The organism is Kiritimatiellia bacterium, assembly GCA_028715905.1.
Lineage (GTDB): Bacteria > Verrucomicrobiota > Kiritimatiellia > JAAZAB01 > JAAZAB01 > JAQUQV01.
On record JAQUQV010000018.1, the window covers coordinates 1 to 21477 of the forward strand.

Sequence of the window (21477 nt, forward strand, 5' to 3'; positions counted from 1 at the left end):
TCCCGCCTTCCGGGCCTGCCCGTAGCGGGCAAAGCCTTCCAAATCTTGCTTCTGTTGCCCTCTAAACCGCACTCCTCTCGCCTTTTATCACTCTCCGGCTTTCTTGACGCGGCCCTGAGGGGCGCGCAAATATTCGCCATTAATTCTTGACAGCCGGCGGCAACTTGTATTGAAATATCGGAATTTGCGCGCCACCGGCGCAATTTCCGCAATGCTTATGAATATGACCGGAAACAACAAACTGAATGCCTGGATTGAACAGATAGCCGCGCTTTGCGCGCCGCGTTCCATTCACGTGTGCGACGGTTCGCAGGAAGAATACAACCGCCTCTGCGCCGAGATGGTCAACAACGGAACGTTTATCCGGCTGAATGAAAAACTGCGCGCAAACAGTTACCTCTGCCGCTCCGACCCCGGCGACGTGGCGCGCACCGAGGACCGCACTTTCATCTGCGCGCGTTCCCGGGACGAGGCCGGCCCCACCAACAACTGGCGCGACCCGGCCGAGATGAAAACCTTTTTATCCGGATTATTCCGCAACTGCATGCGCGGACGCGCCATGTTCGTCATCCCCTACAGCATGGGACCGATCGGTTCGCCCATTTCCCATATCGGCATAGAGATCACCGATTCGCTTTACGTTGTCGCCAATATGCGCATTATGACCCGCATGGGACGCGAAGTGCTTGCGGCGCTCGGCAACGGCGATTTTATCCCCTGCCTGCATTCGGTCGGCGCGCCCCTTCAGCAAGGCGACGCCGATGTTCCCTGGCCGTGCAATGCCGAAAACAAGTATATTGCCCATTTTCCGGATGAAAGGTCCGTCTGGTCCTATGGCAGCGGTTACGGAGGCAACGCCCTGCTCGGGAAAAAATGTTTCGCGCTGAGAATAGCCTCGGTCATGGCCCGCGCCGAAGGCTGGCTCGCGGAACACATGCTGATCCTGGGGCTGACCCCCCCCGCGGGCAAAACCATTTATATCGCCGCCGCCTTCCCGAGCGCCTGTGGAAAAACCAACCTGGCCATGATGAATCCCTCCCTGCCGGGATGGAAAATAACCTGTGTGGGCGATGACATCGCCTGGATGAAGTTCGGCCAGGACGGCCGGCTCTACGCCATCAACCCCGAATCCGGATTCTTCGGCGTGGCGCCCGGCACTTCCCTTCAGTCCAATCCGAATGCGATCAAGACCATGACGGCCAACAGTATTTTTACCAACGTCGCTCTGAGCCCTGACGGCAATGTCTGGTGGGAAGGCCTTACCGGCGAGCCGCCGCCGGGCCTCCTGGACTGGCAGGGAAAACCATGGGAAGCGGATTCCGGCCGAAAAGCTGCCAATCCAAACGGCCGTTTCACCGCCCCGATTGCCCAGTGTCCCGCCGCGGACGCCGCATGGAATGACCCGCGCGGCGTGCCGATTTCCGCCATCCTCTTCGGCGGCCGGCGGCCGGCGGTGATCCCGCTCGTTTTTGAGGCGTTTGACTGGAAGCACGGGACTTTCCTTGGTTCAATCCAGTCTTCGGAAACAACGGCCGCGCAAGCCGGCGCGGTCGGCATTGTCCGCCGCGATCCCATGGCCATGCTGCCGTTCTGCGGATACAACATGGGCGATTACTTCGCCCACTGGCTTGACATAGGACGCAAAACAAGTTCCGCCAGCCTGCCAAAAATTTTCTACGTCAACTGGTTCCGCAAGTCAAAAGAAGGCAAATGGCTCTGGCCGGGCTTCGGCGAAAACAGCCGGGTGCTGAAATGGATTTACGAACGCGTAACCGGAACGGGGCGGGCGGTTGAAACGCCCCTCGGCCTGCTCCCTCATCCTTCCGCGATTGACACAAACGGCCTTGATATCCCCGCCGAAGACCTCGGCGAGCTCCTGCGCGTGGACCGCGCCGGCTGGATGGGGGAAATTCCCGACATCCGCGCCCACTACGCCCGGTTCGGCGCGCGTCTGCCGCAAGAACTGTCGGACGAGCTCGCGCGCCTTGAGCGCCGGTTTTCCGGCGAAAAATACATTGCCTGACACGTCCTTTTCCCGGCCCGGAACCCGCCGCCGGAATAACATTTCGTCAAGCATACATATTCAGCACGTCCGTCCGTTGCACGCGCTCAAAGAGCGCCGGGCTGGATGGGGGATGAAACGGGAGCACGTCCGAGTAGCCTGGAATAACGACCTGGACCACCGCAAAACCTGTTGCGGGATCGGAGATGTCCACCACGATGTAATCCCTGCCCAGCGTTCTGCAGATGCTCCGCGCGCGATTGATATCCCCAAGGCAGTCGCCATATCCCCGGGAAGGACGGAACGGCCCCCGTTCCCCCTCTTCAAGAAAGGCCGCGTCGCGGTACGGCACAAACCCGAACATGAACGCTGACAGGAAATTGTCGCAAGCATTATCCTGCGCCGGCAACGCCCGGAAATCGGGCTTCAGTATGCGCGCGAGCGCTTCGGGCGCGCGCGGGCGGAATTCGTCCCGGCGGCGGCCCTGCACGTACTCGGTAAAAACCCGGACGAGCGCCTCGCCGGTATTGAAGGCGGCCCCGACCTTGAAGGCGTGGTGAAACTGGTATTCGGGAGGAACGGCGCGGTCTTTGAAATATGCCCCCACGCACGGCATGACCCCGCCGAAAGACAAGTCCTTTATCGTAACTTCAATATCCTGCGCGCGCATGAATTCCAGCTGGCCGCGGACCAGCGGGCTGGGAATCGTTTCCGGAATGATCGTGGGCATGATCATTCTGTTTCTGAGGATTGTCGCGTGAACGCGCCGCTCAAACACCTCGTTCGTGGCGTGCACCACGGCCTCCTCCAGGCAGTTGCCGGCGGCCCGGCCGTTGGGACCGTGAATCAACCTCAGGTATTTTATCGGAACTTTCAGCCGCCGGCCGTCAAGCAGGGAATACCCATCCACCCAGTGCCGCGCGCAATCCAACGACTTGATGCGCTCCAGCACCGGCGGCGTGGCGTTGGCGATATGGGGCAACAAGTTTTCAATTGGAAGGGGGCGCTCCAGCTCATCCTGCCGGGCCGCCACATAACCCGGCAACTTCTCAACCGGCAGGGAAATGAGCCATTCCGCCGTTTCGGCCAGCGCGCCGGCGCGGCTCTGCATCGCATCCACGCCTTTCCCCATGGCGCGAAAATCCATGTTATCAATGAACAACGCAGACCAAAACAGTCCGGGCGCAACCTGTTCCTCGTGAATCCAGTAATCGTATTTTTTCCCCAGAATGGATTCAAGGCGGCGCACGGTGAGGGCGGGCTCAACACACCGGCCGTATCTGTTTTTTTTGCGTCTTCTCAGTTTCATGGCAGGGCCGTCAGGGCACGGTGAATTTCCTCGGCGGCGCCCATTCCTTCGGCCACGCATTGCGGCACCGAAGCGCCGCCGTTAACAAGCGCGCCGGCCGCGTACACGCCTTCCCGGTCCGTTTGAAAAATTCCTGCGCGCCTGGTGGCCAGCAGACCGTTTTCAAGGAACCGCAGGCCGGGCAGGGCGGATACCAGCGAAGCCGCCGGTCTGAGCCCCGCCGCCTCAAACACCGCGTCAACCGCGATCGTGTACCGGCTCCCGGGAACGTCCCGCCATGATCCGTCCGGTGCGGCAACCAAAGGACAGACCCGCAGGCCGGTGAGTTTGCCTTTTGCGTTCGTTTCGTACCCGAGCGGCCGCGTAAGCATCAGCGCATGCACGCCCGGCCGTTTAAAGAAAATTTCCTCTGCGCACCAATGCATTTCCGCGCGCGGCCCCGGGAAAATAATATACAATTTCCGCGCGCCGAGCGCAAGGGCCGCGGCCGAAGAATCCATCGCGCAATCGCCCCCGCTCAATACGGCCGCGGAATCCAGCCTTGCGGTCCAGCGGCCGGCCTTCGCCCGCTCCAGAAAACACGCGGCGTCCGCCACCCCGTCCGCATCGCCCAGGGACAGGTTCCGCCAAAGCCCCGCGGCCAGCAGAACGGCGTCAAATGAACGTTGCAAGCGGTCAAGGTCCGGGCCGGTGCGGCCGAATTCCGCGCCAAACCGAATATCCAGGCGTCTCTTCTCAAGCGCGGGCTTAAACAGGGCGCGGATTTCATGCGCGGCCCCGGGAAAACGCGCCGCCGGAATCAATATTTCGGGCACTCCGCCGAGCCGTTTCCGGCTTTCAAATATGGTAACGGCATGGCCGCGTTCAAGGAGGACCGCCGCGGCCGCCAGGCCGGAAGGTCCGCCGCCTACCACGGCCACCCGGCGGCCGGACAAAGGTTCCGGCGGCAAACGAACGCCGGTCCAACCCCGGGCGCGCGCCGATTGAGAGACCGCGATCATGATGTCGCGAATCGCCACCGGGCGGCCCGAAAATATCGTCTCCACGCAGTTGGCTTCGCCCGCGCGCTGCGGCGGGGCGTATGCAAGCATGGCGCCCATTTCGGGCAGAACGTTCGCGCGGCGAATGACGGTAAAAGCGGCGCGCAAACTATCCTGCTCAAAGGCCCTGATGAAGGCGGGTATATCCAGATTACCCGGCACGGAAATGCGGCACGCGGCCTCTTCGCAATTGCGGCATTTCCGCGCTTCATCCAGCAGCCGCGGCATGGAAAAGCGCCGCGCGCGGCGGTATTCCGGACCGTAAACAAGGGCATCGCGCGGAACACAACCCGCGCGCGCGCCGGCGCGCGCCAGGCACAGGCAGGCCTGGCAGAGACTGCAGCATTTATGAAAATCCAATTTACCGGCACGCCGGAGATCGCCGGGAAGCTCCGGATATGCCAGCGCGGCGCGCCCCAATCCGATAAAATCCGCGTTCCCCGCCCGCAATGCGCCGGCGGCCGCCGCCGGTATGAATTGCCGGAGCCAGGTCCATCCTCCGATAACAACGGGCAAGCCGGGCGCCGCCGCGCGCAACGCCCCGGCTATGGCCAGATTCCGGGAAAGTATCGCCAGGGGATGCTCGTCGCCGATATCACAATCCGCGAAAGGAAGCCGGGCCCGCTCCGCGGGCGCCGCCCTGAGATTCGGACTGTTCGCCGTGATGTTAAGCAGCGCCGCGCCATCCTCACGCAAAAATTTCGCCAGTTTTCCAGGCTCGCGCAAATCCGGCTCGCGGTAATTGCCGCCGGCAACCCCGAAACCGGGCGGGCAAGCGCAAGCGGCGTAGGCGTTCAGACGAACCGCGATCAGCAGTTCCGGGCGTTTCGCCCGGACGCCCCGCACCAATTCACGCAGGAAACGCGCCCGATTTTCAAACGGCCCGCCGTATTTGCCGGGCCGCTCAAAAGCCGCCAGCATTTTTGCGGGAAGACTGTTCCCGCAACACTGGATATCCACTCCGTCAAAGCCGGCCCGGGCGGCGAAATCCGCCGCGGCGATGATTTGCCCGCGCGCCTTTACCAGGTCGCGATCGCTGAAAGCCCTGCCGCCGGCGTGGGCGAGTTGCAGGATAAGGACCGGGGCGCGGAACCGGGAATCCCGCGCGGCGCGGCGCACCGCGCGCGTAAAATCCGCAAATGCGCCGAGGTTCCTGCGTGTGATTGCCAGCCCGCCGCCGGGGCGCGAGCGCGCACGGGGATTCACAACAACGCGTTCCACCCAGATCAACCCGAACCCGCCCGCCGCGCAACGGGTATAACGCCGCAACGTCAATGGCGAGGGAGCGCCGCCGGGCAAGGCGTCGTTGCCCGCTACCGGCTGCGCGCACCAGCGGTTGGGTATCCGCCTGCTTTTCAAAACAAGCTCTTTCCAGAGCGGTTTGCTTTCTTCGGAAAGCGGCAAGGCGAGGCCAAGGCGTTCCGTCTCGGCGCGCAGTTGGGCGATATCCTGAATATAGAAGGGCCAGCAAGAGGGGCGGGGAACGGCGCCGGAATAAACGGAAGACCCGGTATGATCAGAGGGATTCATTCAACAATTTATAGTAATCCGCCACGGCGTTTCTGTACCGCTGCGGAGCGAGTTCGGGTCCGCCTCCGATAAACGAATCTATAACGCCCGGCTTTTCGTCAACGTCCATGGGCCCGGCGGGACCGGCCGCAAGCTCAATACGGGCTTTCTGCAAGGCCGTCGCCGCAAGGTTTTGAAATTCTTTCATCTGTTCTATGCGCCCCTTCGCGATCGCGTCGCCGGATTGGCGCAGATGGCGCGCGGCTTCCTGAAGCGAGTTGACCCTCACTTTCTGCAGGGATGCCTGCGCGTAGATTGCGTCGGCGCGGCGCGCCATCATGGCGGCCATACCCGCCCATGAACCCTGTTCGGTTGAATCCATGCGCTCAGCGCCCCCGCCCATCCCGTGTTCATCGGCCTTGCCCGTGGCAAGTTTCCCGCCGCCGGTGGCCGCGGTCTGGCCTTCGCCGTCCACGTCCACCTGGCCGCTCTGGGTCGCCTCCTCGGTCCGGCGCGCCTCAATATTCTTGTCGCCTTCGCTGAGCGTGCCCGAGCCGGCCGCCGTTTCGCCAACGGACATGCCCTCGCGGCCGACGAGGGAACGTCCGTCCTGTTCCTTATGGTCCGGGGTCGTGTTCCCGGACACGCCGTCCGCGGAAAAGGAGGATATATCGCCTTCCATCACGTCCCATCCGGCCGGGGTATCCGGCATGGCGTGCGTGGTGGCGCCGTCGTCGGCCTCATCGGACATTACTTTGGATTCCTTCAGCAATTCGCCTATCAAATCCTCCAACTGGCTGGCGAGAGGCCCCATGGCAATGCCGGACTCGGGCATTTCCTCCCGGTCAAATGCCTCGGTTTCAACTTTCCGGTTGTCCGGATTGCTCATCAGCCATTTTTCCATGTCCTCCACTTTTTCAAGTATTTCTTCCATCTGTTCAACCAGCTGCTGTTCCTTGGCGTACGCGAATTCAACGATGTCGTCCGCCTTCATTTTTTCACTGCCTTCAACCTGTTCTATTTCTTCAAAAACCGAAAAGACGTCTTCCACCAGGTCGTTGGCCGGGTTCAGGTCGGTAAAGACATGCAGGTCGGCAGGGACGGCCAGCATGACTTCTTTCGTGTTTTCCGCCAGTTCCTTGTATTCTTCAAGGAAAGCGTCAAACATCTCGTCGTTTTTCGCAACCTGTCCGCGCACAGCGTCCATGGCCTCAAGCATGCGCCGGTGAAGCTCCTTCGTCCTTTCAACTTTCTGCCGGGCCTGTTCCAGCGATTCAATCATAACGCTCCGGTCTTCCTCAATCTGCTGCGCGCGCACGCCCTCCAGGAGTTCCTGCAATGCCTGCAGGCTGCCGAGCGCCTTCCGGGCGAAGGGAACGGCTTCGGAGGCGGCATTGCGTTCAAGCCGCTCGGCGGCCATCAGCATATCGTTGCGAACAGCTCGTTTTTCGGCCTCGCTTGTCAGCTTGACAAGGATGTCCGCAAAATCCGGGTCATTGGCGCGCACCGCTTCGGCATCCTTTTTGCAGGTTTTGACGAATTCAACCATGTCCGAGGCAAGCGCATCCTGTTGTTCCACAAGAAGCGGGCTTACCTTGGCGCCGCCGCCCGCGAAAGACTTCGTTTTCTTCAGCACATCCCGCTGATTGCCTATCAATGCCTGGAGTATGGCGGAAAGCCCGGAAATTCTCTGGCTGACCGCCGCCTGTTCCGCGGCAACCTGGGCGGCCGTGAAACCGCGCAAAATGGCCTCCTGCAGGCGCAGGGCTTCCGCTACCGCGGCAGGCTTGACCGCGGGCGCCGCGGCCGCGATTCTATCCAGAACGTCTATGGCCAGCGGCATTTCATTAAGAAACAATTTCTTGACGGTTTCCGTCTGTCCGCCCAGCGGGCGAATAGGGTTATGCAGCAATTCGCGGGTTAAAGATTGGATTTGCGCCTGTTTGTCCAGGGTCCCCCGCCAGTCGGCGGAAGACACTACCGCAAGGTTAGCGCGCCGGGCGCGGGTCTGCTCAATGTTCGCCTTCTGCAGCCCAATCAGCAGGGTGAGGCCGGCTAGGGCGCTTTTTTCAAGATTTTCACGCGATTCGGCCTCCTGTTCCCGGGCCGGCGAATTAAAAATGATCGGCCGCGAGCGGGTGATGTTTTTAAGGAAGGGATTATTGTCGCGGGCCGCGATGCGGAAAGCCATGACCTCCCCGCCGCGCTCTTGTTCCGCGCTCCAGACCTTGTTGAACTCGCGCGCATGGCCGGTCCGCCAGGCCTGAAGGGACTCGCCGGCGGCCGCGCCGGGTTGATCCGGATTGATCCGCTCAACCTGCACTTCCGCCAGACCGTAATCATCGGCGATATGGAATACGATTTTCGGCTGTTCGCCCTTCGGCAGGACGCCGCGTCCGGCCGGCGAAATAATCTCAATGACCGGCGGCTGGTCCGGCTCAAGCTGATAAGCGACCTCCTCGCAAAGAGACTCGCCGAACGAGTCCTCGGCGTTGAACGCCAGAATGCCGGGTTCGGTCAACTGCAGGCTGCCGAGCCATACGCCCCGGTCCTGCTGGCGGCGCAGTTCCAGCTTGTCACAGCCGGGCGCCGCCACGTTTATGAGCTTCATCTTGTCGCTGCCGGTTATCAGAAATTTTACCGTGGAGCCGGCGGGCCAACGCAAATCATTGGTGCGAGCATCCAGAAATTGCGGAGCGCGCCCCGTGTATTCGGGCGCAACCACCTCCATCCGGATGCGTGTCAGCGCCGGCGGGGGACGCACAGCAAGGGTGTACCAGGGGGAGGCCGGGGCGTCGCCGGCCCTGAACCGGTAACGCAGGCGCGTATTCACGCGCGGCAAAGAATAGGTGAATTCCTGCACGCCGCTCTTGACAATCTTTCCAAGGTCATATGTTGTCTGGACGGCGTCGCCGGGATGCACATCAACAAGCGCCCTGTGTCCGGGATGGCCGTCCACGCGCGCCGCAAGGACGGCCGCGGAACCCTGGAGAATTGTTTTGTCACCCGGCGAAACATCCAGCAGCCGGGTGAGCGTGACGGGTTGCACCCGTGTGAAAGGATTGACCATGCGCCAGACGGCGGCCGGCCATGCTTTGCCGACAAACACCGCTGGCAGAACAAGAAAAACCGCCAGCGCCGCCAGCATAAGCAGTCCCCGGTTATGGGCGCGCCGGCTTTTCATCCGGGCGTAATCAAGCGTTTTTAAATCCGGCGCTCCGGCTGCAACATACGCCGCCTTGAAGGGGTCCGCCGCGGAACCGCGGGCAAACTGGATATAATTGATCAGGCGGTTGTCCAGTTCCGGAAAGGCCTTTTCCATCGCCGCCGCGACGCCCTCGGTCGTCAGCCTGCGGCGCAATGTCCTGATGATGAGCCATGCGGTGAAGCAGGCCGCGGCCAGCAGCAACCCTCCGGCGCACAGGCGGGCAGGCATATTCAGCCTGAACAAGAGATCCGCCGCGCTGAAAATCAGGAGGGCGGCCAGGAGGCATGCGGCGCCGCGGATCAGGCGCAATTGCGCCCGCCACCAGAGCAAGCCGTCCCCGATTTCCTGCAACACGCCCGCAATGTCAATCATGGCAGACATTACTCTATTCTTTCAACCAGCACGCCGTCAATGAAACCGGCGCAGAGGTCATGAACGGCTTCGTCCGAATTGTAAACATACACGTAAAGCCGGATAAACCGCACGCGGCCGAGGTGCTGGAGGCTTGCGCTGGAAGCCTTGGCGCCAGGGATTTCAAGCGAGACGCTCTGCCATGATTTTGCCGTGCCCGTCTCCGTCTTGCTGCGGTAAATCATGCGCAGTTCTTCCGGTTTTGGATTATCGTGGGGGCGAATCCCGGGCTTCCACTGGTAACCCGCGAAATAAATGCGGTACGGTCCGCCTTTCACGAACAGCGTCGCCCGGTATTTCTGCTTGATGTCAAACGGGATGACGGACGATTCAACCTTGGTGCCGGCCCCGGTCAGGCCGTCCAGGCGCATTACGTTTTTTCGGCCGGATTCATTCGGAACAATGGAAACTCTTTGGGCGTTATCAATGTAATATTCGTTGCCGCTCCAGGCGTAATCCACAACCCAGCCGCGCAGGGGATCGCCCGGAACATCAAAGTTTCCGTTTTCAATAAGGTTTTTTTCTGCGGCGAGCGCCGCGTTTAAACCGATGACAAGCAAGGCCGCAGCCATATATCCGCTGTTCATGCGCATACCCCGCCTCCGTTCATTATCACCTCAAAAGTAACTCCGGAACAACGTTTTTGCAAGGCAAAATTCACGGCATGTTCCGGCTTTTCCGCAGCGCCCACGCCCCGGAAAGGAGCGCCATGAGCAGCAGGATCAGGGGCCAGCGCTGCCACAGACTGTAAAACCGCGACTGTTCTTCCTGGATGGCCGCCGTCTTCATGGTTGACAATTCTTCGTTCATCCGGTCCAGTGTTTCAAAAAAGCGCCCGCCGCCCGCGGCGGCCAGCGTTTTCAGAATTTCCGCGTCTATAGGCCGGGGAACTGTTTCCTGGGAATGATGCCGCACGAAAAATGAAATGGGATCGCTTTTTATTTTCTGAGTCCCCCCGCCCGCCGCCGCCACGGCGGTATAATGGCCGGGGACGGGCGGCTCAAAATCCAGCGCATAGCCGTCAAAAGTTTCGCCGGCGGGCGCAACGATCTGCCGCGAACTCATGGTATAAGGAACTTCGCGGCCGTCGGGAAATGAAATCGTGGCTTCCACGGGACCGGCCGGCTTTTCGCCTGAACCGGACACGCGGGCGCTGATTTCCATCCCCTCGCCCAGGAAGAGGCGGTCGCGGCCCGCGAACAAATAAATACGGCGCGTTTCCGCCGCGTCGTCTTCCGGCAGCATCCAGGCCGTAAGCTGGGTCCAGAAACGCTGATAAGGCTGATCCCGGTCGGCGGTCGCAGACAACTGCCATCGCCAGAGCGAATCCGTGAAAATAGCGGCTACCTTTCCTTTCCCGTAACGATGGCTTAACACCATCGCCTGAGCTCCGCGCGGAGTATTGGCCTCGGCCAGAACCTCCGCGCCCAGCGAAGGAACCACATCCGGAAACACGGAAAGCACGCCCGGCAGCGAAGCCCAGTACGCCTCGTCGCCCGCAAAGGCGGGATGCGCGCGGGCGCTGTCCGTGAGACGCACGGCGAAAGGCGGGCCGGAGAGGGCGGCTTCCGCCGGTTTTGTGCCGTGGGCGGTAACCGGCATGATCTTGCGCAGGGAAGTTTTTGAAAGCCCGTTTTCGCCCCAGGCCTTGTTTCCGCCAAGCAGAATAACGCTGCCGCCGGTTTCAACAAACCGCACCAGGTTCAGCGCCCTTGCCTCGGTCAGCTCTCCGGCATCCAGATTTCCCAGCACAACCACCTTGAAATGGGCGAGGTCGGATTCGGTCATGTTGGCCGTCACGTTGCCGACGGCGTTTCCAGAGCGGGGCTTGCCGTCCGGGCCGGTATAGAACATGGCGGCCGACACATTCGGGCTGGCCAGCAGCGCGCGGCGCAGAAACCGGTATTCCCAGCGCGGAACACCCTCCACGTAAAGGAGGCGGTTCTTATCCTCGGCCACATGCACCGTGACGAGATACTCGTTATCATTCGTGTTGGCTTCTCCCGGCAGCGGCGGCAGGAACACGCGATAGGTAAAAACGCCGGGATCCGGGTGCTGCAAAGTGAAGACAAGCTCCCGCTGGCCGCCCTCCGCGGAAAACCTGGCGGGAAGCTCTTCGCCCAAGACGTTATCCTTGAAGAGCCGCACGGTTACCGTTTGCGCATTGGCGCCCTGCCCGTAGAGGAGAGCCTTCAGCTCTGTGGTCCAGTTGCGGGTTACGCGCTGGGGAGTGGTAACGGCGTCAATCCGCAGGTCGGGCGGCAGTTCCCATTTCGTCTCCGCCTCCAGACGGACGGTGTAGAGAGGAAAGGGGCGTTCTTCGCGCGCCCAATCGCCGGAGGCCTCGCGCGTATCCAGGCCGTCGCTCATGAGCAGCAAGCCGGCCACATTCAGGCCGGCATAACGTTCCGCGATTTCGCGCAGGCTTCCGCGTAACATGGTCGCGGCGCCGGCCGGACGCAATTGTCCCGCCCCGTTCAAGTCCGTAACCTGTCCCACCTGCGCGTCAAACGGCAGAACATCAATTCGGCATTCCGCATCCACGATGCGCGTCCAGGGCATGGCGAGAGCGCTCCGGGCAGTCTCCCAACGGTTGGAAACGTCTTTGTCCGGAGCTATGGACATGCTCTGCGAAGTGTCCAGCGCGACCAGAAAATAAGGCTTAATCAGCTCCGTGACAACATCGCGTTTGCCCGGCTGGAGAAGCGCCCAGAACACCAGCAGCAAAACCGGCAAAAACAGCGCGTAAAAAACCGCGGCCTGCCGGCGCGAGGGCAGAAACCGCCGCGCGCTGTACAACCCGCCCGCCGCCGCCGCCGCAAGGGCCAGCAGGAGCCAGAGCAATGGAATTGAATGTTCAAATAATATCACTTCCGGCCTCCCCCCTGCGCGCCTTGGCGCCGGCCGCGCTCTTTCCGTTCAGCTTGCCGGCGCTGGTCAGTCCCAGCAGACCGCTCAAATCCGGTTTCTTGCGCGAGAGCATGTTGGCATAGAAAAATTCAATGCCGATCAAAAGCAACGCGATAAAGAGCAAATGCTCGCCGTAAGTCCTGCCGACCCTGTGCTCCCGTATCGCGCGCTGTAATGTTTCGCGGTCGGTAACAGTGTAAAGGTTTTTTATTCCGAGAAGGGAGGCAAGACGGCCTGGGTCTACGGGGGTCAGGTCGGATTCGGCGCGCGAAAAATTCGCCGCCAGGGCGGGCGCGGACGATTCGCGGCCGCCGGAAGGGGCCAGCCGGTATATTCCCGGCAGTTCAAGCGCCGCCGCGTAGACGGCTGCGCGCCCGGCCTGCGTCACGCCGCGTATTGAAACGGGGCGGCCCTCCGGATCCAGCAGCGCCGTATCGGCGGCCGCGCCCGGCAGGATTTCATCAAGCGCCAGGGATTCGCCGCACCACACAAAAGGAGACTGAGCGCCCACTCCGCCGCTGTATTCAACAATCTGCATCACCAGCGGCAGGAAAAAAGGCGAAAGCGGGAAATTGCTCCAGGCGCGGTCCGCGCCGACGCTGAACATCAGCACGCTGCCCTGGCTGTAATCGCGCTGGAGGAGAAAAGGCCGCCCGGGTCCCGCCGAGATCAGCGCTTGTGCGCCGGAATGCGTTTTTTTCCAGGCCAGAGCGCGCTGAACGCTCAATCGCGGGGAGGCCATGCTCTCGCGCAGAGTGTGCAGAAGAGGATGCTGGGCCTGCCCCCAGTTCAGCGTCCGGCCGCTTTCCGAACTGGAAAAACTCATGATTTCCGACGGGACGCCCGGCAGGCAGTCCCATGCCCGGTAATCCTCAAGACTGCCGCGCGAACCCGGGAAAAAAACAAGGAGGCCCCCGCCGGAAACATAACGCTCAAGCGCGGTTATAATCTGGCCGGACAGCGGCAGGGCATTGACCAGGAAAATGCAGGAGTAAGCGCCGAGATTTTTTTCTTCGGCAAGTTGTTCCGGCAAGATCCGGCGCGGCGGCGTGCCGCCCGCCCCGGCCTGGAGCGCGGCGCGCAGAAATACCGTATCGCGCTCATGGCCCACGCAAAGCGCGGGCAATTGGTCCATGACGCGGATCAGGAAATGAAAGACATTGTCTATCGGAAGGTTATCGGCCGGCGATTCAACGCGCGCGGCGTGCACGCCGGCGGGCAGCGGCGGAACAACAAACGAGGTCGTTGCGAGACCGGCCCCGCCGGTCCGGCCGGTCCGGCGGGCAATTTCTTTTTCATTGATACAAAGCGACAAGGTCGTCTCCGGCGCGTCACCGCTGCATCCAATCCGCGCGATAAGCCGCGCCGGCGAGCCGGCGAAGGTTGCCGGGGGGACCAGCGCAATGTCGCGGGGCGCGATATTGGCGGGCGATGCCGCTCCCAGCAGGCCCACGAAACACGCGGTGCGTTTATCCACGGCGCCTGGGTCCCAGCGCCCGGAACGGCGCGGGGCGGAGACGGCCGCGGCCATTTGGCCCGTGGTCGTTTCCCCCGCGGCCTGCTCCGTAAACCCCTTCCAGGCCAGAGCCTGATTATCGGTAAGAATGTGCAGTTCTCGCTCGCGGCGGCGCGGAACCTTCTTCAACGCGTCATGGGCAGCCGCGAGGGCGGCGGCCAGGCAGGATGTGTCATAGCCGGGCTTCAGGCCCTCAAGTTGGGCGAGGCCGCGCGCCCGGTCACCCACGGGCTCGGCGATCAGGGCGCCGGGATTTTCCAAGGCCAGATAAATACAAAACCTGTCGTTCGCGTCCAACCCCTTGATTATGTCGGCGGCCGCCTCCAGCGCCCGCTCCCAGACCGTCTTCTGGCCGACCTGATAAAGCATGCTGTAGGAAGCGTCAAGGACAATGGCGACATCCCGCGCCGTGCGTCCGAGAAAGCCGAGTCCTCCGGCCCGCAGCATCGGCATGGCAAAAGCCAGACCGAGCAGAACCATGATAAGCGTGCGCAAAAGCCACAGGAGCAGATTCTCCATCCGGATCCGGCGTGAAGAATGCCGGTCGGCGATTTTCAGAAAGCGGAGCGTGGGAAACACCTGGGAAACCGTTTTTTTCTTCTGCAACAGATGCAGTATCAGGGGAACAAAGGCGCCGGCCAAGGCCGCGATCAGAAATAACGGTGCCCCGAACATGAATAAAGCTCCTATTTGGAGAGTTTACGGCGTTCCTGGAGGTATGCCCTGACAAAAATGTCAAGGGGCTGGTCCGTTCTGACCAGACGGTAATCAATGCGCAGCGAAGCGCAGGCTTGCCGGTGCCGTTCCAGGAAGGCGCCGAAAACCTCCCTGTAAGAAGGGGCGAGGCTCCGCGGATTCACATTGAGCTTCTCGCCCGTTTCCAGATCAATAAATTCGCAGTTTTGCTTGAAGGAAAGGTCTATTTCCGCCGGATCCAGCACGTGCAGGACGATGACGTCGTGATGCTGCTTGCGCAAGCGGGCCAGGGCGGCATGCAACGTTTTCTCGTCCCCGAGCAAATCGGATATGACAACGATCAGCGCCCGGCGACGGACGGAAGCGGCGATTTCGTGGAGAGTCTCGCCGACGGCCGTGCCGGAAGCGGGCGGATGCGCCTGCACCTGCTTGAGCAGGTCGTTCAGGTGGCGCAGTGAATTTCTGGCGCCCAGGCGGACATCCACTTTTTCGGCATGCAGAAACAGCCCGACCGAATCCCGGGACTTGACCACCACATAGCCGAGCGCCGCGGCCAGCCGGCAGGCATAGTCAAATTTTGTCAGGCCCGCGCTGCCGTAGTTCATGGAGGCGCTTCTATCCAGGGAAATGTACACGCGCAGGTTTGTTTCATCGTCGTAGCGCTTGATATAAAAACGGTCGGTGCGGGCGAGCACGCGCCAATCAATGTGTTTCGGGTCGTCTCCAAGGGCATAGGCCTTGTGATCGGCGAATTCGGAGCTCGGTCCGCGGAGCGGACTGCGGTGGGCGCCGGCCAGGTTTCCTTCCACAACATAACGGGAAAGCAACATGAGGCGGCTGAGCTTGTGCCTTTCCTCGGGACTCAGAAAGCGGGCGATACCCGCGGAGGCAGAGGGCGGCTCGCGTTTGCGGTCCTTCGCGGAGAACTTTGACATTCCGGTCGGCATCTTATCCAAGGCGGCCGGGCCGCCATCCAAAACAGACAACTCGCGGTTTATTGTTGCCCTGATTTTGCAATTTTCAATTTTCTTCGCAAAATCATCATGTTTTTAATAGTTGGAACGATCCAAAACAGGCGTTAGCTCCTTTCCCTTTTATCGGCGCGGGGTCTTCCACGCCCGCCAATGGAGCAGATCGCAGACCAAGATCAGACCGGGGCCGGCATGGGCAAGGTAAAAACCCTCCGTAAAGGCCCCCTGTTGAATCACCAAAACCTCGTTCGCTTTAGCGCCGGCCGCCGGCAAGCGGCGGAATTGAACAACCATCGGCGTTCCATCCGGTCCGGCCAGCGCGCGCACCGGCTCTATGCGGATCAGGTCCGCGTAGGGAACCTTGAGCGCGGCGACCAGGCGCGAATAATCGCCGAGTTTCCGGCTCGCGACCAGACAGCGTTGTCCTCTAAAGCCGGACATGATTTTGAAATCCGCCGGTTGATAAGTCCAGGCCTGTCCCCAACGGTCGGCCATGACCGGCCGCTGGGATGCGGGAATGCCGCGATGCGCGGCGATATCCGCGATTTTTTCCGGGTAGCGCACTTCCCTGCGGTAATATTGCTGCAGAGATTCCCGAACCTGCTCAATGTCCATGCAGGTTAGCCAGGCGCGGGCAAGTTCCCTGGCTCCCGCGAGAACCGGATCGGCGGAATCCTTGAGCCAAGGAGTCAACGCCGCGCGCGCCTCCTCCATGCGTCCGGTTTTCAGGAAATGCCAGGCGGCAATGGTTTGCGCCACGGCCGCGAAAGAATCGGACGGATGATTTTTGATAAAATTTTCGCAGGCGGCCAGGGCCGCCTCGTGGTTTTCCGGCTCGCCGGAATGCCGCTGCCACAGCGTCCAAAGCCCCCCCTCGTCGGCCGCTGCGGCGGACGTTGAAACCATAATGAAAAGCAGGCCGGCCCGAATCGCCGCAGACACCTTCCAGGTTTGCCATGAATTAAATGCGCCCGTCCTCTTCATTTCGCAATCCGCTCCCCCCGCGCGCGCGCGGCCAGTTCGCGTTCCAGAAACTCAAACCATGCCTGCGCGCCCTGTTCCTTCAGTATCCTCCCGCGGTGCCGGAGCAGGTCGCGGTCGCGGCAGCTCAAATTGATCGGCCGGGGGCCCTCGGTGAAAGAGTAAAAGGTTCCCCCGGGCTGCACTTCGCACAACATTTCCCTGCCGGCGGCCGGGCTGAGCCGGTCCTTGTGTCTTACGATCACGGGGTCAAGCGTGAGCGCGTGCGGGGCGGGATTTGTCGCGACAATCCGGCCGGTAACGGCGATGGCGTCGCCGGGCCGGGAGACCGGATTTTCGCGCAGGATGGACAACGAGACCGGCTGGGTTACATTGAAGCTTACGTCCATCAGGGAAGACGGCTCAAAAGCGGTGATGGCAATGCGCGCGCGACCGAGTTCATCAGCCGTCTCTTTCATTTCCATGATCTGGAGATAGCGGAAAAAATACTGCTGATCCGCGGCTTCCTTTAACAAGGCCCCGCGCTCCGCTTCGCTGGCGGCCTCTGAATAATAGAGGGCGAATTCGTTGCCGTTGCGCGTGCGCGCCACGGACGGCTGCGCAAGAACGGCCAGCAGGAGCGGCAGAAGGCATGCGCGCCGGAACCGGGACGGCATTAAAAAACAACGGTTCAAGATCATTTTCTGTTCCTTTCGCGGAAAAACATCCCCCGCGCGCGGCTTGAACGGGCAGTCATTTTTTTGGGCCGCGGGCATGGCCCGCGCTAGTGCGTAACGGAATACATCAAGATGTTCTGCCCTATTCTTATCGCGCTTTCGTCGTTATAGCCGCGGGCATAAGGACTTTGGGACATTTCCCACCCCCCGGCCAGCGCAAACGGGCTGTAAATCACGGCATAATAACCGTCAAGCTCAATGCCTTCAAGCCGCGGCATGATGCTGGCCGCGCCCGTTTCCTGCATCAAAGCCGGCGTGACGCCCGCCTGCTGCGCATTATTCGGCTCTTTCAGAATGCCGGCTTCGCCCGGAATCGGCTGCAAGAAATGCCGGGGCAGGACGGATTTCATCATCTTGCGAAACGCAAGGTCAAATCCGCGGCGGCCGCAACACGCCTCGCCGAACAGAAAACCGCCGTTTTGCAGGTACTTGCGCAATGCCGTTATTTCCGCCGGTTTGAGCTCAAAGTGTTCGTGGCCGGTGATGTACAACAGCGGCGCCGAAAAAATATCGGGATCAGTCAGGCGCATTTCCCTCAGGCCGAACCGCACGGGAATGCCGGTGCGCCGGTTAAAGGTCTGCAGGAGAACCGACAGTCCCGCATGGCGCGTTTTCCATACGCCATCATATTGAACCTGCGCGACCGCCACCGTATCGCTCAAGGGCTCGTCCTTGTTGATGAATTTCATGGACTGCGCGGCGTTCTTTGCCCAGGCGCGCATTGAGGATGCGTAGGTGAGAATATTAACGCCCAGTTTAAAAGCGGATTCCGGCAGATAGGCCTGATAATCTTTCTGCACATTGCCTTCCCAACCCACCGCCATACCCCAGCGGGAAACCAGGGCGACCACGCGGCAGTTTATTTCAACGGCGTCAAACCAGGGCGCAAAGCCTTGATAACCCGCCGCGGACACGGCCGGCGCATATTGCACGCGGTCCACGTCATAATAGGAGTGAAAAACAGGATGGTCCGCGGTAAGGCGCTGCAGGGGCTGTTCCGGGAAAATTTCACCGAGTTCCTTGACCGCCGACTGATAAAAGGGCAGCGAGCCCAGCCCCGTATTGAAGATCATCATGCCGCCGGCCAGCAGATAACGGCGGAGGCGTTGCCGCTCGGCGCGGGTGAATTCAAAACGGTAATGCCCGGTCCTGTAAAGTACCGGGTTTTGTTCGGGATCAACGCTGATTTCGTCCAGCGTCCGCACATCCATATGAAAATGCGCGTCCACCTGGTCTTTCATGCTGCGCAACAGGTTGTTGATATCGTTGGGCGTGGCGTTCCAGTAGATGTCCCGGCCGTATAACTCCGCGCCGGTCTGGGCCCGCGCGGCCGCGCACAGGCAGAAACAGATTATTGCCGAAGCGAAGCGCTGATATGCGCAAAGGCGAAACACCGGCGGACAAGTTTTTAATAACTTTGCCATATTTTCATCCCCCGACCGGATGCCGCCCGATGCATTGGTTGAGCGGGATGACCGGCCGGGATCAAGCAAATTACGGCGGGCCGGCCCGGATAATCGGCTTATATTTTCATAATATCCAGCGCCGAGGATACAACCCGGCGTACGGTGAAGCCGTCCAGCCTTTCCGCGCCGCCCTTTTCGCGGCTATCGGCCGCGTCGGTGGTGGCGCATTCCAGCTTGATTTCAACTGGCGTTTTGATTTTATACGGCTTGATTTTCCCGATTTTGCCGAGCGAGCATTTGGCCGCGGCGCGGATCAATTCGCGCGCTTTTTTGGGGGCCAGGCAGATGGCCGAGGTGCGCGAGCGTCCCTCTTTCACCGCGGCCGTCTCAATATCGCCCAGCAGGGCTTTTGCTTCCAGGGTGGCGGCCAGATCGCCGGTAACGCAAATGACCGGCGCGTTGAAGTGCCCGGCAATAACGGACATCTGCCCGATTTCGCCCATTTCAATACCGTTGAGAAAATAGCGGTGCCAAACAGCAGAAGACTGGGTATGATCCATAACCGCGCCCCTGGTGCCGGACATGGCATGAAAGCCGACCAGCATTACGGCGTCGGTGCTTTCATCCAGGCCGTCCAGCGCCTTTATGCGGCCGGAGCCGCTGAAGTATCTGGCGCCGGGATGGAGATTTGCCATGACAAAGTTACTGCCTCCGCCGTGGCCGTCATTGACGATAATTTCCCCCGCGCCGCCGTCCAAAGCGCCCTGTACCGCGGCGTTGACGTCTTCGGTCAGCAGGAGCCGCGCGGCCTCGTAGCGCGGTCCGGAGCGGTTGGTGTCCCGGCCGGTGTCGGTGAACGTCAGCACGCCGCTTATGCCTTCCAGGTCGGTTACGATGTATATTTTCTTTTTTTTGTTTTTCGGCATTTTTTTTCCTTTGGTTATTTTTTCAGCCTGAATTTTTAACCGGGTCATTCTTCCGCGGGGATTCCAGAACGGCGCGGATGCGGCGGACGCCGGCGCTGGAGGATTCTTCCTTCACGATTTTGAATTGGCCGAGTTCGCCGGTCATTTTGACGTGGGGTCCCCCGCACACTTCCTTTGAAAAATCACCGACTGAAAAAACCTTGACCTGCTCGCCGTATCTGGCGGTGAAGAGCGCGGTGGCTTTGGCCCGTTTCGCTTCCTCCAAACCCATGATTTCCATGGTAACCGGCAGATTTTTACCGATGATTTCATTGACCATCACTTCCGTCTTCGCGATTTCCTCGGCCGTCATTTTGGCAGGATGCGCGAAGTCAAAACGCAGTCTTTCGGCGGTGATATTGGAGCCCTTCTGCTGGACGTGCGGCCCGAGGATAATCTGCAGGGCGCGGTGCAGAAGGTGGGTGGCGGTATGAAACCGCGTCGTGGCCTCGGAATGGTCCGCCAGGCCGCCCTTAAAGGCCTTGTCGGCGCCCTGGCGGGATATCTCCTGATGTTTTGCGAAAGCCTTTTCAAAACCGGGTTTGTCAACGGCCAATCCCTGTTCGCGGCAGATTTCAGCGGTGAATTCCAGCGGAAAACCGTAAGTGTCGTAAAGCCGGAAGGCGACCCGCCCCGCAAGGCACTGCTGGTTATGTTCCCTCATTTTTGCCAGGGTTTTTTCAAGCTCCTGCAATCCCTGGCCGAGCGTTTTTTCAAATTTTTCCTCCTCGGCGTTCAGTTCGCGGATAATGCGCTCCCGGTTCTGCTTCAGTTCCGGATAATTTCCTTCATAACCGCCGACAATGCTCACGGCGATTTTTCCGGCGAAGCCGGGGTTCAGGCCGATCTGCTTCGCATGCCGCACCGCCCGGCGGATGAGCCGGCGCAGGACATATCCCTGCCCGAGATTGCCGGGCGCAATGCCGTGTTCGTCGCCGATGATGAAAACCGCGCTGCGCAAATGGTCGGCGATCACCCGGAAGGCTTTTTGGATTTCATTGTTTTCTTCCGGCCGCCGGCCGCAGGCGGCGGCGATGGCTTCCATCGCGGGGATGAAGAGCTCGGTTTCGTAGACTGATTTTTTTCCCTGCAGCATGGCGGCGGTCCGCTCCACGCCCATGCCGGTGTCAACATTGTGCTGTTTCAGCGGCGCGTAAGAACCCCCGGCCTGTTTGTCGTACTGCATGAAGACATCGTTCCATATTTCAAAATATTTTCCGCAGGAGCATCCCGGGCGGCAGGCGGCGCCGCAAGGAGGCCGGCCGGTGTCCACGAACATTTCGGTGTCGGGCCCGCACGGGCCGGTCTGCCCGGCCGGTCCCCACCAGTTGTCTTCCATCGGCAGGAACAATATGTGGGAGGCGGCGACGCCGGCGCTTTTCCAGATGGCGGCGGATTCTTCGTCGCGGGCAACCGATTCGTTGCCGGCAAAGACGGTGATGAAAATCTGCTCGGGCCGGAAATCCAGGCCCTGCGGAGAGGTTAAAAATTCAAAAGACCAGGCAATGGCTTCTTCCTTGAAATAATCGCCGAGCGACCAGTTGCCGAGCATTTCAAAAAAGGTGAGGTGGGAAGAATCTCCGACCGCATCAATGTCGCCGGTGCGGATGCATTTCTGGACGTTGCACAGCCGCTTGCCGGCCGGGTGCGGCTCGCCCAGCAGGTAAGGAACAAGCGGGTGCATGCCGGCGGTGGTGAAAAGGACTGTGGGATCGTTCTGGGGGATCAGCGAGCTGCCGGAAATCAGGGCGTGTCCCTTGCCCTTGAAAAAATCAAAAAAAAGATTTCTTAATTCGTTGGCGGTTAAAGCGCGCATAGTTAGGGGGGGCAGCCGGAA

At 60.7% G+C, this 21477-nt stretch carries 13 protein-coding genes; 1 reads left to right on the plus strand and 12 read right to left on the minus strand.

Annotated elements, in window-relative coordinates; translation table 11 throughout:
• The first annotated feature begins 217 nt into the window (after positions 1 to 217).
• Positions 218 to 2023, plus strand: coding sequence for a phosphoenolpyruvate carboxykinase (GTP) (locus PHP98_05255; GenBank protein MDD5483040.1), 1806 nt, complete (start codon positions 218 to 220; stop codon positions 2021 to 2023).
• Positions 2024 to 2069: 46 nt separating this feature from the next.
• Here PHP98_05255 and PHP98_05260 read toward each other — a convergent pair whose 3' ends face one another.
• The 12 genes from PHP98_05260 to PHP98_05315 form a co-directional block, all read right to left on the minus strand.
• Positions 2070 to 3311, minus strand: a complete 1242-nt coding sequence (locus tag PHP98_05260; GenBank protein MDD5483041.1) for a YcaO-like family protein — start codon at positions 3309 to 3311, stop codon at positions 2070 to 2072.
• The gene (locus PHP98_05265; GenBank protein ID MDD5483042.1) at positions 3308 to 5881 is read right to left on the minus strand and encodes an FAD-dependent oxidoreductase; all 2574 of its coding nucleotides are present in this window, start codon (positions 5879 to 5881) and stop codon (positions 3308 to 3310) included. The genes PHP98_05260 and PHP98_05265 overlap by 4 nt, the downstream gene beginning before the upstream one ends.
• The gene (locus PHP98_05270) at positions 5868 to 9449 is read right to left on the minus strand and encodes a hypothetical protein (protein ID MDD5483043.1); all 3582 of its coding nucleotides are present in this window, start codon (positions 9447 to 9449) and stop codon (positions 5868 to 5870) included. The genes PHP98_05265 and PHP98_05270 overlap by 14 nt, the downstream gene beginning before the upstream one ends.
• Positions 9449 to 10066, minus strand: a complete 618-nt coding sequence (locus PHP98_05275; protein ID MDD5483044.1) for a hypothetical protein — start codon at positions 10064 to 10066, stop codon at positions 9449 to 9451. Before PHP98_05275 ends, PHP98_05270 begins: the two co-directional genes overlap by 1 nt.
• A 70-nt stretch (positions 10067 to 10136) precedes the next feature.
• On the minus strand, positions 10137 to 12350 hold the full coding sequence (locus tag PHP98_05280) for a hypothetical protein (GenBank protein MDD5483045.1): 2214 nt from the start codon (positions 12348 to 12350) through the stop codon (positions 10137 to 10139).
• Positions 12337 to 14580 (minus strand): VWA domain-containing protein, encoded by a 2244-nt coding sequence (locus PHP98_05285; protein ID MDD5483046.1) that lies wholly within the window; start codon positions 14578 to 14580, stop codon positions 12337 to 12339. Before PHP98_05285 ends, PHP98_05280 begins: the two co-directional genes overlap by 14 nt.
• Before the next feature lie 11 nt (positions 14581 to 14591).
• A complete protein-coding gene (locus PHP98_05290) occupies positions 14592 to 15548 on the minus strand; it encodes a DUF58 domain-containing protein (protein ID MDD5483047.1) in 957 nt (318 codons plus the stop codon).
• Between the two features lie 147 nt (positions 15549 to 15695).
• Positions 15696 to 16556: a hypothetical protein gene (locus PHP98_05295; GenBank protein MDD5483048.1), complete on the minus strand. Its 861-nt coding sequence runs from the start codon at positions 16554 to 16556 to the stop codon at positions 15696 to 15698.
• The gene (locus PHP98_05300; GenBank protein MDD5483049.1) at positions 16553 to 17233 is read right to left on the minus strand and encodes a hypothetical protein; all 681 of its coding nucleotides are present in this window, start codon (positions 17231 to 17233) and stop codon (positions 16553 to 16555) included. The genes PHP98_05295 and PHP98_05300 overlap by 4 nt, the downstream gene beginning before the upstream one ends.
• Before the next feature lie 83 nt (positions 17234 to 17316).
• A complete protein-coding gene (locus tag PHP98_05305) occupies positions 17317 to 18693 on the minus strand; it encodes a DUF4159 domain-containing protein (GenBank protein MDD5483050.1) in 1377 nt (458 codons plus the stop codon).
• Between the two features lie 98 nt (positions 18694 to 18791).
• Positions 18792 to 19601, minus strand: a complete 810-nt coding sequence (locus PHP98_05310; protein MDD5483051.1) for a M55 family metallopeptidase — start codon at positions 19599 to 19601, stop codon at positions 18792 to 18794.
• Positions 19602 to 19623: 22 nt separating this feature from the next.
• Complete coding sequence (locus tag PHP98_05315; protein MDD5483052.1) at positions 19624 to 21456, minus strand: alanine--tRNA ligase; 1833 nt, start codon at positions 21454 to 21456, stop codon at positions 19624 to 19626.
• Positions 21457 to 21477: the final 21 nt, after the last annotated feature.